Here is a 13759-nt window from a genome sequence, read left to right as displayed (position 1 = left end):
CTGTTACGTCACACGAACTTGTTTCCCGGCGGGGTAATAATTAGACTTCCGTAGTAATCGAAAGGAGCTGCGATGACGACCACCGCCGAACGTAACCACACCGAGCACGCGCATCCGAGCCTGCGCGAGACTCTCTCTCACCAGCCCAAGGCGGTGTGGGTCACGGCGTTCGCCGCGGTCATCGCGTTCATGGGGATCGGCCTGGTCGATCCCATCCTGGTCTCGATCGCGGAGTCGCTGCACGCGACCCCGAGCCAGACGACCCTCCTGTTCTCCTCGTACCTGGGCGTGCAGGTCGTGGCGATGCTCTTCATCGGCTGGTTCACCTCGATGTTCGGCGCCAAGCGCACCGTGATCGCCGGCCTCCTCCTCATCGTGATCGCCACCGGGGCCTGCGCCCTCGCGAATTCGATCGGCATGCTCGTCGCCTGGCGCGCGGTCTGGGGCCTGGGCAACGCACTGTTCATCGCCACCGCACTCGCGGTGATCGTCGCCGCCGCGACCGGTGGCCAGCAGGGGGCGATCCTGCTGTACGAGGCCGCGCTGGGCGTCGGCCTGGCCGTGGGCCCGCTGCTGGGGGCCGTCCTCGGCGGGGTCTCCTGGCGCGGACCGTTCGCCGGCACGGCGATCCTCATGCTCATCGGCGCGATCCTGTGCGCCGTCATGCTGAAGTCCGATGCGGCCGAGGCGAAGGAGAAGCGGCAGCGGGAGGGCACCGTCTCGCCCCTGGCGCCGCTGCGCGCCCTGCGCCAGCGCGGCCTGTTCCTCACCGGCCTGGGCTCGGCCTTCTACACGGCCGCCTTCTTCACCATCCTCGCCTGGTCGCCGTTCGTGCTGCACCGCAGCGCCTACTTCGTCGGCGCCGTCTTCGTCGGCTGGGGCCTGCTGGTCGCCGTGAGCGGTGTCTGGCTCGCCCCCAAGGTGGCCGCCGCGCTCGGCGAGCGGATCGGTTCCATCGCGGCGGTCATCGGATACGGCGTCCTCCTGGTCGTCGCCGCCCTCGGCCACGAGAACGTCGCCGTGGTGGTCACCGTCGTGGTCCTGTCCGGCATCCCGTCGGGCGTGCTGAACACCCTGTTCACCGGCACCGCGATGTCGATCGCCGACGCGCCCCGCCCCGTCGCCAGCGCCGGTTACAACTTCCTCCGCTGGGCCGGCGGCGCCCTCGCCGCCACCTTCGTGGCCCACTTCGCCACCTGGTTCGGCAGCCCGGCCGCCCCGTTCTACATCGGCGCGATCGCCTGCGTGGTCGCCGCGGTGATCCTCACCCAGGTGCGCGGCAAGGGCGCCGACTCCCGCGAGGTGCCCGCCGAGGCCGCCCTGGTCGGCGACGCCGAGTTCTGATCGATCCCACCGACTCCCCGCCCGCGTTCCCGCGGGCGGGGAGTCGGCGTTCACGGCGATAGGCTGGCCGCATGAGTTCGGATCCACGCCCTCTCGCCCTCGTCACCGGCGCCTCGCGCGGGCTCGGGGCGCACATCGCCCGGGGTCTGGGCGGTTCGCACCGCCTCCTCCTCGGTGGCCGCCCCTCCCCCGCGCTCAACGCCCTCGTCTCCGAGTTCGACGGTGCCGCAGCCTTTCCGGCCGACCTGACCGATCACGGCGCGGTGCGTGGACTGGCCGCGCCGATCGAACGCCTGGACGTGCTGGTACACAACGCCGGCCTCGGCCGGATCGGGCGTATCGAGGACACCCCCGCCGCCGACTGGCGGGACATGTTCGAGATCAACCTCCTCGCCGTCGTGGAACTGACGAGGACGCTGCTCCCCGCGCTCCGCGCCGCGGGCGGGCACGTCGTGCTCATCAACTCCGGCGCCGGCAGGCGCGCGAATCCCGGCTGGGGCGCCTACGCCGCGAGCAAGTTCGGTCTGACGGCCTTCGCCGAGGCGCTCCGTGCCGAGGAGCCCGGCATCCGGGTGACCAGCGTCTTTCCCGGGCGCATCGACACCGAGATGCAACGGGCCATCTTCACCGCCGAGGGCCGGGAGTACTCCACGGAGGGGCTGCTGCGCCCCGAGACGGTGGCGGGCGCCGTGGTCTCGGCGATCGAGACCCCCGGCGATGCGCACCCGACCGAGATCGTGCTCCGGCCCCGCTGATCAGCGGACCAGGTAGCGGCCCGTGCACACCCGGGTCCAGTTGTCGTGCCACGGCACCGGTCCGGGTCCGTCGGCGACGTGGACGAGGACGCGGAACTCCACGTCACCCGGCCCCGTCGCGGCACGGAAGTACGCCGCGTTGACGCCCTCCCCGGTGACGTGCCCCGTCATTCCCGTCCGGAGATTGCGCCAGTCGAGGGTGCCGGTCGCCTTGAAGGTGATTCCCGCCCAGAGCGGACCGAAATCCGCCGCCCCGGCGATGCCGGCGCGGCCCGGTCCGTCCGGGGTGATCGTGGCGGAGAGACCGGGCACTCGGCACAGGTTGTCCGGGGCGGGGCCCGGGCCCGGCGTCGCGGTGGCGACACCGCCGCCGGCGGCGGCGAGCAGGCCGGTCGCGCCGATGGCCACGACGGCGGCCGCCGCGCGGCGGCGCAGAACGGATGCGATCACCTTGTGCTGCATGAGAACTCCTCGGGCGAGTGTCGGAATCGGTTCCCCACCCGTGGCTTCAGTGCGACCGCGCTGCATGCACGGCAGACACTAGGACCGCGGAGCGCTTCCCGCAAGGTCCAGGGGTGTCGCAGCGGCACCGCACGGCGTAGGGTCGGGCTGTGAGCAGCGAGTTCTGGGCCGAGACGGACGAACTTCTCGAGCGAACGGTGGTTGCGGATTCCGCGGAGTTCGAACCGCTCCGTACCGCGCGGGCCGAGCACGGCCTGCCGGACATCGCGGTCTCCCCCACCCAGGGCAAGTTCCTGTACCTGCTCGCGACGATCGCCCAGGCGGATCGAGTCCTCGAAATCGGCACGCTGGGCGGCTACAGCACCGCCTGGCTCGCCCGTGCCGTCGGTGCCGAAGGGTCGGTGATCACGGTGGAGTACTCGCCGGAGCACGCCGCGGTGGCCCGTGCGGGCCTCGATGCCGCGGGGCTCGGCGACCGCGTAGAGATCCGGGTCGGTGCCGCGCTCGACATCCTCCCCTTCGTCGAAGGGCCCTTCGGCCTGGTCTTCATCGATGCGGACAAGGCGAACAGCCGGGCTTACCTCGACTGGGCGCTGCGGCTCAGCGTGCCCGGCACCGTCATCGTGCTCGATAACGTGGTCCGCCGCCTGCACGACGAGAGTCCTGACGGGGACGGTATCCGCAGCGCCCTCGAGCGGCTCGGCACCGACCCGCGGCTGGACGCGACCGCCCTGCAGACCGTGGGGATCAAGGGCTGGGACGGCCTGGCGATCGCCGTGGTCCGCTGATCAGGACCTGTACCCCGGCAACGTGATCGGGGATTTGTAGAGCGAGTTCACCCGCTCCCCGTCGAGCCATGCGGTGAGCCGGTCCGCCTCGTTCGCGAGCGCCTGCCTTGCCTCGCGTGGGACACCCTGCGGCAGAACCGGTTCGACGGTGCCGTCCTCGTCCTGGACGTACGCCCCCACGATCCGTCCGTCCCACCACGCGGTCGTGCCCGCGTTGCCCGCGCGGTCGTAGATCGCCGCCGCGAACCCGGGATCGAGGTAGAAGTCGCGCTCCTTCCAGCCCATGGGAGTCGGGTCCAGCGCGGGTAACAGTGCGGCCCAGGGCTCCACCGGCGCCGGGGCGTCCACATCCTCCGCGAGGACCCACCCGGTGCGGCCGTCGTCGAGGCGCACCTCGACGGCATCGATGTCCGTGATAGCCTGCCGCACCGCCGCTTTGGTCGTCCCGAACCACCACACCACGTCGGTCTCGGTGACCGGACCGAAGGCGCGAAGATACTCACGCACGAGTTCGGCGTAGCCGGCTGCGGTATCGGTGCGCTCCGGCGGTGCGCCGAACCAGTCGTCCGCCCGTGCCCAGAGGTTCCGGTTCACCCGCCAGTGACTGGCGTTGTGCGCGCGGACGATATCGCCCTCCGCGCCCAGCCAGGTGAGCACCCGCGGCGCGAGATGCTGGTCCCCGCCGTACTTCTTGCCCTCGAACCGCGTGACCTGCCCGACGAGCTCCGGCACCGTCTCCCGCAGTTCCTGTGCGCTGAGTTCCCTGCCCCGCAACGCTTCGAGGACGGCGCTACGGGCCTCAGCGAGCCAGGCGGCACCGTCGGCCGCGATACCGCCGGCCTCCGCGTCCTTGCGTACCTTGGCGTACTCCTGTACCGCCACGCGCGCAGACGGTGCGCCGAGCGCGGCGGGCAGCAGCGCCCTGGGGAAGACGAACATGGTGCGCCGCATGGCGAGCTGCTTCACCAGCGACCGCTGGGTGTACAGCTCGCGCTCGAGATCACCGATGACGAAGCGCTCCAGGCGCGCTCGTAGCGACAGGTAGGGCGTGGCGGGCTCTGTCGCGTGCAGCGCGACCACGGACCGGACCGCATCGCCGAGTGACGACGCCGGCCGCGCCAGGGCGTGGTTACGAGCCATGCGCGTGCGGCGCTCAGCATCGTCGATCAGCCGCATCCGGCGCTCCCCTCTCGTTTGAGTTCCCAGAGTAGAGCATGCCGGCGACGAGGTGCGTTCGTGTTCGATTTCAGTGCAGACTCTCGAATATCGGCGTATCATGGAGGTAGCGAAAGGGGGCGTGCGATGATCGAGAAGACTTCTGCTGCAGACTACCTCGATGCCCTACTCGCTTTCGAACACGCCGCGGAACGGCTGGCAGCCGCGAACCCGGTCATGCTCTCCTCATCGGAGGTGCTCGACGGGCTGCGCCGGCTCGAATGCGCGGCCCGGAAAGTGCCCAGCAGCCAGTACTGGCTCACCGAGGTCGGCGTCGAACAGGGCCTACCCGGGCGGCTCGGGTACACCGGCGCCAAGGAGATGCTGGTCGACCAGCTCCACCTCGCCGGCTCGGAAGCGCGGGAACGGATCCGGGGTGCGCGATCCCGCGCACCCCGGCAGGAGCGTGGGTACGCCCCCGGGCCGCGGCTCCCCCTGCTCGCCGCCGCCCAACGCGCGGGGCAGGTCTCGGAACGCCACGCCTGTGCCGTCGAGAAGGCGCTCGACAAGTGCGCGCGCAAGCTCACGATGCCGGAGTTGGACGATCTGGAGGACATGCTGGTCACCGCCGCGGTGGGCGGCTGCACGCCGGACGACATCGCGCGGCTCGGCAACCGCGCCTACGAGCTCATCGACCCCGACGGTGCCGAACCCTCCGCCGAGGATGTCGCCCGGGCCCGCGAGGTGAGCGTCGGGAAGCAGGGCGACGACCTGATGTCCGGGCTGACCGGTGTGCTCTCGCCCGAGGCGCGGGCGCTGATGGACGTGGTGCTGGAGAAGCTGGCCCGCCCTGGCGTCAACAACCCGGACGACGCGGACGCCCCGGTCGACATCGATGACGCGGATGCCGTTGCGGCCGCCGCGAAACGGGATCACCGCACCACGGCGCAGCGCAATCACGACGCCCTGATCGCGGCTCTGCACGCCGCCATCGGCTCCGGGCTGCTCGGGCAGCACCGCGGCGTCCCGTGCATGCCGATCGTGACCCTCGGCATCGATCAGCTCGAGTCCGAGACCGGTATCGCCACCACCGCCACGGGGGGTCGCCTACCCGTCGAGGATGCGCTGCGAATGATGGGCGCCAATCCCCGGTACGTCCTACTGCTCGATGTGGCGGGGCGCCCCCTGTACCTCGGCCGCGAGAAGCGACTCGCATCGGCCGATCAGCGCATCGCGCTGTACGGGTCGGAGAAGGGTTGCAGTGCACCGCGATGCGATGCCCCCGCCACGCGGTGCCAGGTCCATCACATCACCGAATGGGCGGACGGCGGCCGCACCGATATCGACGTCCTGACACTCGCCTGCGATGCGCACCACGGCAAGGTCGTCCCCAGCCATGACGAGGTCCGGCGCGGCTTCGAGACCGTCACCCTGCCCGAGGACGACGAGTTCGCGGGCCGCACCGGGTGGCGCCGCACCGGCGACCCCACCGGCGAGTTCCGCGTGAACCACGCGCGCCATCCACAGGAGCTCTACCGGCTGGCCCTGGAGCACCACCGGCAGCGACGCCAGCAGTACGCCGACGCCTGGCGCGCCGAGGACGAGCGCGCCCTCTACCGCGACTTCGTGGGCACCATTCACGACGACATCAGTGCGATGCTCGACGGGCCGAACGGACCACCCGTCCTGGAAGCCCTCCTCTCCGAACACGACGCCGACAACCAGTGGCGCGTCGATCCGCCGTGGCCTTCGGCCGCTGCAGCGTGAACTGAGGGTGAGTCGGGAACGGCCGCAGCGCGAGAAGCCGGCACGGCGAGTGACGCCCGCCGCGTGGCCAACCGATCAGAGACGCACGCCGAAGTTGCGTGCGAGGCGATCCCGGCCGGGCCCGGTCAGATCACGGAGCGCATCGCCGCGACCGCCGAGCGCCATCAGGACCGCCTCACCCGTGCCGTGGACCTCGGGCCCGCGACCGAAGGCCCAGTCGAGATCGTCGGCGATCAGTCGCACTCCCCTGCCGTGCACGACGCCACGGATCGGCGGTGCCCACAGGGAGAAGTTCAGTGCCGGCACGATCCGCTCCGCGGGGACGGTCCGCGGCAGCCCGAGGGGGCGGCGGATGTCCTGCTGGTGGTGCATGCTGTCGGTCAGAGCGACGCGGCAGCCGAACGCCGTCACGAGCCCGCGTGGGTCGAGGTGCCTGCGAACGGTCTCGATCAGCTCCTCGTTGCTCTGCCCCGCAAGGTATTCGATGCCCAGCGCGTTCGGGCCGCCCGGGTAGCCGAGTCCCGCGATCACCCGTCGGGCCGTCTGCACGGGCGTGAGCATGTCGTAGCTGAAATGGTGCGCCACCACGTCGCGCACCGTCCAGCCCTCGCACAGGCTGGGTGCTGCCCACTGCTCGGGGGTCAGGGTTTCGATGAGCTCGAGCAGGCTCGCACGCTCCGCGGTCGCCAGCTCTCGGACCGAACCGATCACGCCGTCTCCTCCGTCGGATGCCACAGGTCGTCGTCCTGATCCTTGACGAAGATCCGCCCCACAGGGTCGACTTCGACCACATCGGTGAGCCAGTACGTGTCCCCCGGCGCCCACCCCGCGATCACCGAGTGCACCCCCGGCTCCACCTCGATCGCGGTGCCACTGGCCGCGAGATACGCCCCCACCTGCAGGTGCACCGCGTCGTACTCCTGCGCCACCACCGACCAGTCCGGCATCACCCAGCGGGTGTCGGCGAGTCCGGTGGTGCGGTACCAGTCGCGGGACTTCGATTCCGTGGCATCGAAGGGGTGCGACCGACACAGCTGAGCCCACGCCTCCTCGGAATCGATCTCGAAACCTCGGGGGTTCTCGAAGTGCGCACGATGGACTGAAGCCTCGACCTGCCCGTATCCGTCCTCTACCAGAAATAGACCGCTCGGTCCCTCGGCCGGCGCCGAGCAGGTCCGAATCAGACCGAACGGCGGACCCGACCACCACGCGGACAGGTAGCCAGGGGTTCACGGACATCACGACACCGATACGCAGCGGCGAGGATGACCGCGGCCGGGGCGTCCACAGCCGCCACATGATCGACGGGCAGGAACCGCACCTGGTGCTGATCACAGGACAGCGGCGCGGACCACCACTGCGAGGTAGGCACCTGCGCGATGATCTCTGCGATCCGCTGCAACTCGCCATCGAGCTCCGGGAGCGATGCCCCGATACTCCACGGCTCCTGCCAGTACATCGCTCCCTCGACTGTCGTCTCCAGCGCGAGGTGGATCCAGTGGTCCCCGATCACGGTGACGTCGGCGAGCGCGTCGGCGAGCACGCGCAGGGCCTCCTCCGAGCCCGGTGCACTCCGAATCCCACCCGGCGCGTGCCAGCCGCCTGCCACACCCGATTCGAGGCGAGCCTCGACCATCCGGTGCGCGCGCGACACGCTCGCGTCAGCGAAGCAGGCCGCCAACAGACAGAGTTCGCGGCCACGGGGGCCGGCCATGAGCTGGTCAACGAGTGACGTCATGGCCGGGACCCCCGTGCTACGGAACGATGTTGACCAGCTTGCCCGACACCACGATCACCTTGCGAGGGGCACCGTCGAGCAGCTCGGCGATCTTCGGATCCGCCAGGGCGGCGGCTTCGAGTGCCTCGTCGGACGCATCGGCGCCGACCGTGATCCGGCTGCGGATCTTGCCCTTGACCTGGACCGGGATCTCGACGGTGTCCTGAACCAGCCACTGGCTCTCGGCCACCGGGAAGGGCCCGTGCGCCAGGGACTCGGTGTGGCCCAACCGGTTCCACAGCTCCTCCGCGATGTGCGGGGCGACGGGGGCCAGCATCAGCGCGAGCGGCTCTGCGAGGGCCCGCGGCGCACCGCCGGGGTAGGCCTTCGTGAGGTGGTTGGTCAGCTCGATCAGCTTGGCGATGGCGGTGTTGTCCCGCATCTCCGCGTAGTCCTCACGCACACCGGCGATCGTCTTGTGCAGCACCCGCATCGACTCGTCGGACGGGGTCTCGTCGGTGACCCGGACCGCGCCCGTCTCCTCGTCGACCACCGCACGCCAGGCGCGCTGCAGGAAGCGCTGCGCGCCCACGACGTCCTTGGTGGCCCATGCCCGGTCCTGATCGAGCGGGCCCATCGACATCTCGTAGACACGCAGGGTGTCGGCGCCGTAATCGCGGGCGATGTCGTCCGGCGCCACGGAGTTCTTCAGGGACTTGCCCATCTTGCCGTACTCGCGGTTCACCTCCTGCTCGCCGAGGAAGAACCTGCCGTCCCGTTCCACCACGTCCTCCGCGGGCACGTAGACACCACGGGAATCGGTGTAGGCGTAGGCCTGGATCATGCCCTGGTTGAACAGCTTCCGGTAGGGCTCCCGCGAGGTCACGTAGCCCAGATCGAAGAGCACCTTGTGCCAGAAGCGCGCGTACAGCAGGTGCAGCACGGCGTGTTCCACGCCGCCCACGTACAGGTCCACGCCGCCCGGGTCGCCGGCGCCGTTGACCTCGGGCCGCGGGCCCGTCCAGTAGGCCTCGTTCTCCTTGGCGCAGAAGGTCTCCGAGTTCGTCGGATCGATGTAGCGCAGCTGGTACCAGGAGCTGCCGGCCCAGTTGGGCATCACGTTCGCATCCCGGGTGTAGTCCTGCAGGCCGTCGCCGAGGTCGAGCTCCAAATGCATCCAGTCGGAGGCCTTGGCCAGCGGAGGCGAGGGCTCGGAATCCGAGTCGTCCGGGTCGAAGGACACCGGCGCGTAGTCGTCGACCTCCGGAAGCAGCACGGGCAGTTGCGATTCGGGCAGAGCGTGCGGGGCACCGTCGGCGCCGAAGACGATGGGGAAGGGCTCGCCCCAGTACCGCTGGCGCGCGAACAGCCAATCGCGCAGCTTGTACTGCACCGTGCCCCGGCCCGCTCCGGTCTGCTCCAGGTAAGCGATGACGGCCGCCTTGGCCTCCGCCACCCCGAGCCCATTGATGTCGAGATCGGCGTTGGCGGAGTTCACCGCCGGACCCTCGCCGATGTAGGCCTCCTCGGCGACGCCGGCCTCGCTGCCCACCACCTCGACGATGGGCAGGCCGAACTTCGTCGCGAACTCGTGGTCACGCACGTCGTGGCCGGGGACGGCCATGATCGCACCGGTGCCGTAGCCCATCAGCACGTAGTCGCCGATGAAGACCGGGATCTCGGTGCCGCTGAGCGGATTCACCGCGAAGGTGCCGAGGAAGACGCCCGTCTTCTCCTTGCCCTCCTGACGTTCCAGGTCCGACTTGGCGGCGATCGACGCGCGGTACGCGGCCACCGCCTCGGCGGGGGAGGAGGCACCACCGGTCCAGCGCTCGTCCACCTCGGACGGCCACTCCGGGGCCGTCAGCCGATCCACCAGCGGATGCTCGGGGGAGAGCACCATGTAGGTGGCACCGAACAGGGTGTCGGGGCGGGTGGTGAAGACCTCGATCGGATCCACCTCGACGCCCGCGGGAGCGAAACTCACGCGCGCGCCGCGGCTGCGGCCGATCCAGTGGCGCTGCATGGACTTGACCTTCTCGGGCCAGTCGAGCACGTCCAGGTCGTCGATCAGGCGGTCGGCGTACGCCGTGATCCGCATCATCCACTGCCGCAACTGCTTGCGGTAGACCGGGAAGTTGCCCCGCTCGCTGCGGCCGTCGGCGGTGACCTCCTCGTTGGCGAGCACGGTGCCCAGCCCGGGGCACCAGTTCACCAGCGAATTGCTCTCGTAGACCAGTCGGTGCGAGTCGAGCACGGCGCCGCGCTCGGCCACCGTCAGTGCGGACCAGTCACGGCCGTCGTCGAGAGCGCGAGCGCCGGAGGCGAATTCGGCCTCCAACTCGGCGATGGGCCGGGCGCGGTCCTGGGCGGCGTCGTACCAGGCGTTGTAGATCTGCAGGAAGATCCACTGCGTCCAGTGGTAGAACTCGGGGTCCGTGGTGGAGATCCGGCGGCGCTCGTCGTGGGCCAGACCGAGCGAGCCGATCTGCTCGAGGTAGCGCGCGATGTTCTTCTCGGTGGTGACCCGCGGGTGCGTGCCGGTCTGCACGGCGTACTGCTCGGCCGGCAGGCCGAAGGCGTCGAAGCCCATCGTGTGCAGCACGTTGGCGCCGTTCATCCGGTGGTACCGGCCGAAGACGTCCGTCGCGATGAAGCCCAGCGGATGCCCGACGTGCAGGCCCGCACCCGAGGGATACGGGAACATGTCGAGGATGAACAGCTTCTCCGTGGGGAGCGCGCCCTCCGCGCCGGCGAGCGGGCCCACGGGGTTCGGGGCGTTGAAGACGCCGTCCGCGCGCCACTGATCCCGCCACCGCCGTTCGATGGTGCCCGCGAGCTCGGCCGTGTACCGGTGGGCGGGGCCGGCCGAGGGACTCTGTTCAACGTTCTGCGTCACCCCACCAGCTTAGAGACGTCCCTGGTCGGCCCGGCGAAGACCTCGGCGCGAACGATTTGCACAGGTCTCTAAACTGGAGATCGTGCTCGTGCTGGTTGTGATCCTCGCCCTGGCCGCGGTGGCGGCCGTCATCGTGGGCGGTGCCGGGCTCGCCGGCCGCCTTCCCGAGAACGGCATCGTCGGAGTCCGCACCGAACAGACCCTGTCCGACCCGCTGCTGTGGCGTACCGCGAACCGCGTCGCCGGGCCCGGCCTGGTCGCCGCGGGCGTCATCTTCGGCGCCGGCGCGCTGATCGGCCTCGCCATGGACGCCCCGTGGTCCTTCGTCACCGTCGGCGTCGCAGTGCTCGCGGGCCTCTTCCTGGCCGGTTTCGGCGCCCTGCAGGGCGCCCGGGCGGCGTCCATCCAGGCCCGCCTGCAGATGCCCGAGGCCACCTGCTGCAGCGCGGGCGAGGCACCGTCGGACGACCCCGCCGAGGATTGCGGCGTGACCGGCGGGTGCGGCGCGTGTGCTCTCAAGGGCATGTGCGACCACGAGGCACGCCCCGCCTAGCGCGATGCGCACGTTCCTCGCCAAGCTCTCGATCGACGGCTTCATCCTCGCGATCTTCGCCGCCGTCGGCGTCGCCGCTCTGTTCCCCGCGACGGGGCGCGCCGAGCCGGTCGTCGACGGTGCCGTCACCGTCGCCATCGCCGTCCTGTTCTTCCTCTACGGTGCGCGGATCCACCCGCGCGAGGCGATCGCCGGACTGAAGCACTGGCGGCTGCACGTGGTGATCCTCGGTTTCACCTTCGTCGTCTTCCCGGTCATCGGGGTGCTGCTGCGGTTCGCGCCCGAGGTGCTGCTGCGGCCCGAGCTCTACGCGGGGGTGCTGTTCCTGACGCTGCTGCCGTCGACGGTGCAGTCGTCGATCGCCTTCACCTCGATCGCGGGCGGCAACGTGCCCGGCGCGATCGTCAGCGCCTCGGTGTCCAACCTGCTCGGCGTCCTCGTCACCCCGCTGCTCGTGCTGGCGCTGATGGCGACCACCGGCGAGGTGCGCTTCCACAGCGACTCGATCATCGACCTGTGCCTGCAGCTGCTGCTGCCCTTCCTGCTCGGGCAACTGCTGCGGCCCTGGGTGGGCGGGTTCGTCACGAAGCACGCGGCCGCGCTCAAGTACGTGGACCGCGGTTCGATCGTCCTGGTCGTCTACTCGGCCTTCTCCGCCGGCATGCGCGAGCACATCTGGAGCCAGGTGTCCTGGGTGGGCGTGGTGCAACTGATCGGGCTGTCCGTGCTGCTGGTGCTGTTCATGCTCTGGCTGACCCGGACCACCGCCGAGCGGCTCGGCTTCGACCGCGCGGACATGATCGCCATCCAGTTCTGCGGCACGAAGAAGTCCATGGCCACCGGCCTGCCGATGGCCGCCGTACTGTTCGCCGGGCAACCCGTGGGCCTGCTGGTGCTGCCGCTGATGATCTTCCACCAGATCCAGCTCATGATGTGCGCGTGGCTGGCCGCCCGGTACGGCCGGGAACTGGAACCGGAGACCGTCACGGCCTGAAACGGTCCGCAGGACGCGACCGCGTACGCTGCTCAGGATCGATCGATGGGAGAGCCATGGGCACGAAGATCGCACTGTGGCGAATCGACGGCGAACCGCGGCGCGTACAAGCCACGAAGCTCACTCTGGAGTCGCGTCTCGAGGACATCATCGAGACGCAGACCGACGTGCTCGGCCAACCCATCCTGTTGATCGGTCGCCAGGTACCCACCAAGTACGGGAAGTTCATCGACTTGCTGGGGGTCACCGCCGACGGCGACGTCGTGGTCATCGAGCTCAAACGCGACCGGACACCACGGGACGTCGTCGCCCAGGTCCTCGACTACGCGTCCTGGGTCCAGGATCTGGACAATCACGAGGTCCGTGCGATCTTCGACGAGTACCAGCGCCGGAACGGGTCGACATCGTCGTTCGACGAGGCTTTCGCCGGGGTGTTCGGCGACGGTGCGCCCGACGACCTCAATGCGCGGCACCAGCTCATCGTGGTCGCCAGTGATATGGACGACGCGACGGAACGCCTCGTCGCCTACCTGTCGGGTGGCTACCGGGTGCCGATCAACGTGCTGCTCCTCGACTATTTCGCCGATGGAGACCGGGAGTACCTCGCACGAACCTGGCTGATCGACGACGCGAGCGTCACGGCCACCCGCAGCGGCGGCGCGTCATCGACGAAGAAGCAGGCCCCGTGGAACGGCCACGACTGGTACGTGAGCTTCGGCGAGGAAGCCGACGGGCGGAACTGGGACGATGCCCGCACATACGGCTTCGTCTCCGCGGGCGGCGGCGAGTGGTTCTCCCGCACGCTACGACAGCTACCGGTCGGGGCGCGCGTCTTCACCCACATCCCCAAGTCGGGGTTCGTGGGCGTGGGCGAAGTCCTCGATCAGGCGCGGCCGTTCGAGGACTCGACCGTCCGTGCCGACGGAGCCGAGGTGCCGTTGTCGACTCTGGCGCTCCGGGGCACGTACCTGTTCCCGGACCGCGACGGTCCTCAGGATCAGCGCGAATGGGTCGTGCCGGTGCGATGGCTCAACTCCGCGCCCCGAGCCGAAGCCTTCTGGAAACCCGGCTTCTTCGCGAATCAGAACTCGGCCTGCAAGCTGCGGAACGAGTACACGATCGCGGAGGTGTCGGACCATTTCGGTCTCGACTGAAGCGCTGGACCGCCGATCACGGAGCCGTCGCTCGCGCGCGTGGCCGGCCGCTCGGTACGGGGGGGAGCTGAAGCCGGAGACCGTCGCGGCCTGATCACTTCACGATGTCGGGTTCTGGGGGGTTGGAGGGGAGGAAGAAAAAACATGAAGAAAAAAAAAAAAAAAAAAGGG

At 69.8% G+C, this 13759-nt stretch carries 13 protein-coding genes; 7 read left to right on the top strand and 6 right to left on the bottom strand.

All coding sequences use genetic code 11. The annotated features are described in order from the left end of the window. Nucleotides 1-72: 72 nt before the first annotated feature. Nucleotides 73-1344: an MFS transporter gene (locus AC21LY_RS00535; RefSeq protein WP_489044170.1), complete on the top strand. Its 1272-nt coding sequence runs from the start codon at nucleotides 73-75 to the stop codon at nucleotides 1342-1344. A gap of 71 nt (nucleotides 1345-1415) precedes the next feature. Next, complete coding sequence (locus tag AC21LY_RS00530) at nucleotides 1416-2099, top strand: SDR family oxidoreductase (RefSeq protein WP_489044169.1); 684 nt, start codon at nucleotides 1416-1418, stop codon at nucleotides 2097-2099. Here AC21LY_RS00530 and AC21LY_RS00525 read toward each other — a convergent pair whose 3' ends face one another. Continuing rightward, entirely contained in the window at nucleotides 2100-2561 is a 462-nt protein-coding gene (locus AC21LY_RS00525; RefSeq protein WP_489044168.1) for a hypothetical protein, read from the bottom strand. Nucleotides 2562-2710: 149 nt separating this feature from the next. Between AC21LY_RS00525 and AC21LY_RS00520 the strand changes: the two genes are divergently transcribed. Then, complete coding sequence (locus tag AC21LY_RS00520) at nucleotides 2711-3349, top strand: O-methyltransferase (protein ID WP_489044167.1); 639 nt, start codon at nucleotides 2711-2713, stop codon at nucleotides 3347-3349. Here AC21LY_RS00520 and AC21LY_RS00515 read toward each other — a convergent pair whose 3' ends face one another. After that, on the bottom strand, nucleotides 3350-4525 hold the full coding sequence (locus tag AC21LY_RS00515) for a winged helix DNA-binding domain-containing protein (RefSeq protein WP_489044166.1): 1176 nt from the start codon (nucleotides 4523-4525) through the stop codon (nucleotides 3350-3352). Between the two features lie 126 nt (nucleotides 4526-4651). Between AC21LY_RS00515 and AC21LY_RS00510 the strand changes: the two genes are divergently transcribed. Beyond that, nucleotides 4652-6271 (top strand): HNH endonuclease signature motif containing protein, encoded by a 1620-nt coding sequence (locus AC21LY_RS00510; protein WP_489044165.1) that lies wholly within the window; start codon nucleotides 4652-4654, stop codon nucleotides 6269-6271. Between the two features lie 75 nt (nucleotides 6272-6346). On the opposite strand, the gene AC21LY_RS00505 is transcribed toward AC21LY_RS00510, so the two are convergent. The 4 genes from AC21LY_RS00505 to leuS all read right to left on the bottom strand — a co-directional run bounded on the left by AC21LY_RS00505 (nucleotide 6347) and on the right by leuS (nucleotide 10887). Further along, nucleotides 6347-6982, bottom strand: a complete 636-nt coding sequence (locus AC21LY_RS00505) for a maleylpyruvate isomerase family mycothiol-dependent enzyme (protein WP_489044164.1) — start codon at nucleotides 6980-6982, stop codon at nucleotides 6347-6349. Further along, nucleotides 6979-7218: a hypothetical protein gene (locus tag AC21LY_RS00500; protein ID WP_489044163.1), complete on the bottom strand. Its 240-nt coding sequence runs from the start codon at nucleotides 7216-7218 to the stop codon at nucleotides 6979-6981. Before AC21LY_RS00500 ends, AC21LY_RS00505 begins: the two co-directional genes overlap by 4 nt. 233 nt (nucleotides 7219-7451) lie before the next feature. Continuing rightward, nucleotides 7452-8009, bottom strand: coding sequence for a hypothetical protein (locus tag AC21LY_RS00495; protein WP_489044162.1), 558 nt, complete (start codon nucleotides 8007-8009; stop codon nucleotides 7452-7454). Between the two features lie 16 nt (nucleotides 8010-8025). Beyond that, a complete protein-coding gene (leuS, locus tag AC21LY_RS00490) occupies nucleotides 8026-10887 on the bottom strand; it encodes a leucine--tRNA ligase (RefSeq protein ID WP_489044161.1) in 2862 nt (953 codons plus the stop codon). A gap of 82 nt (nucleotides 10888-10969) precedes the next feature. Here leuS and AC21LY_RS00485 point away from each other — a divergent pair, with 82 nt between their 5' ends. From AC21LY_RS00485 to AC21LY_RS00475, 3 genes are read left to right on the top strand one after another with little or no spacing between them, the layout of a single operon-like run. Further along, the gene (locus AC21LY_RS00485; RefSeq protein WP_489044160.1) at nucleotides 10970-11440 is read left to right on the top strand and encodes an SdpI family protein; all 471 of its coding nucleotides are present in this window, start codon (nucleotides 10970-10972) and stop codon (nucleotides 11438-11440) included. Nucleotides 11441-11444: 4 nt separating this feature from the next. Further along, nucleotides 11445-12434, top strand: coding sequence for a bile acid:sodium symporter family protein (locus AC21LY_RS00480; protein WP_489044159.1), 990 nt, complete (start codon nucleotides 11445-11447; stop codon nucleotides 12432-12434). Nucleotides 12435-12490: 56 nt separating this feature from the next. Next, nucleotides 12491-13588 (top strand): endonuclease NucS domain-containing protein, encoded by a 1098-nt coding sequence (locus tag AC21LY_RS00475; RefSeq protein WP_489044158.1) that lies wholly within the window; start codon nucleotides 12491-12493, stop codon nucleotides 13586-13588. Nucleotides 13589-13759: the final 171 nt, after the last annotated feature.

Source organism: Tsukamurella sp. II2bb (assembly GCF_057815145.1).
This window is presented reverse-complemented; position numbering and strand designations above follow the sequence as displayed.

What these genes read in the sequence shown, in the direction of transcription:
- AC21LY_RS00535 (WP_489044170.1), top strand. Translation starts at nt 73, where the DNA reads ATGACGACCACCGCCGAACGTAACCACACCGAGCACGCGCATCCGAGC.
- AC21LY_RS00530 (WP_489044169.1), top strand. Translation starts at nt 1,416, where the DNA reads ATGAGTTCGGATCCACGCCCTCTCGCCCTCGTCACCGGCGCCTCGCGC.
- AC21LY_RS00525 (WP_489044168.1), bottom strand. Translation starts at nt 2,561, where the DNA reads ATGCAGCACAAGGTGATCGCATCCGTTCTGCGCCGCCGCGCGGCGGCC.
- AC21LY_RS00515 (WP_489044166.1), bottom strand. Translation starts at nt 4,525, where the DNA reads ATGCGGCTGATCGACGATGCTGAGCGCCGCACGCGCATGGCTCGTAAC.
- AC21LY_RS00510 (WP_489044165.1), top strand. Translation starts at nt 4,652, where the DNA reads ATGATCGAGAAGACTTCTGCTGCAGACTACCTCGATGCCCTACTCGCT.
- AC21LY_RS00500 (WP_489044163.1), bottom strand. Translation starts at nt 7,218, where the DNA reads ATGCCGGACTGGTCGGTGGTGGCGCAGGAGTACGACGCGGTGCACCTG.
- AC21LY_RS00495 (WP_489044162.1), bottom strand. Translation starts at nt 8,009, where the DNA reads ATGACGTCACTCGTTGACCAGCTCATGGCCGGCCCCCGTGGCCGCGAA.
- AC21LY_RS00480 (WP_489044159.1), top strand. Translation starts at nt 11,445, where the DNA reads ATGCGCACGTTCCTCGCCAAGCTCTCGATCGACGGCTTCATCCTCGCG.
- AC21LY_RS00475 (WP_489044158.1), top strand. Translation starts at nt 12,491, where the DNA reads ATGGGCACGAAGATCGCACTGTGGCGAATCGACGGCGAACCGCGGCGC.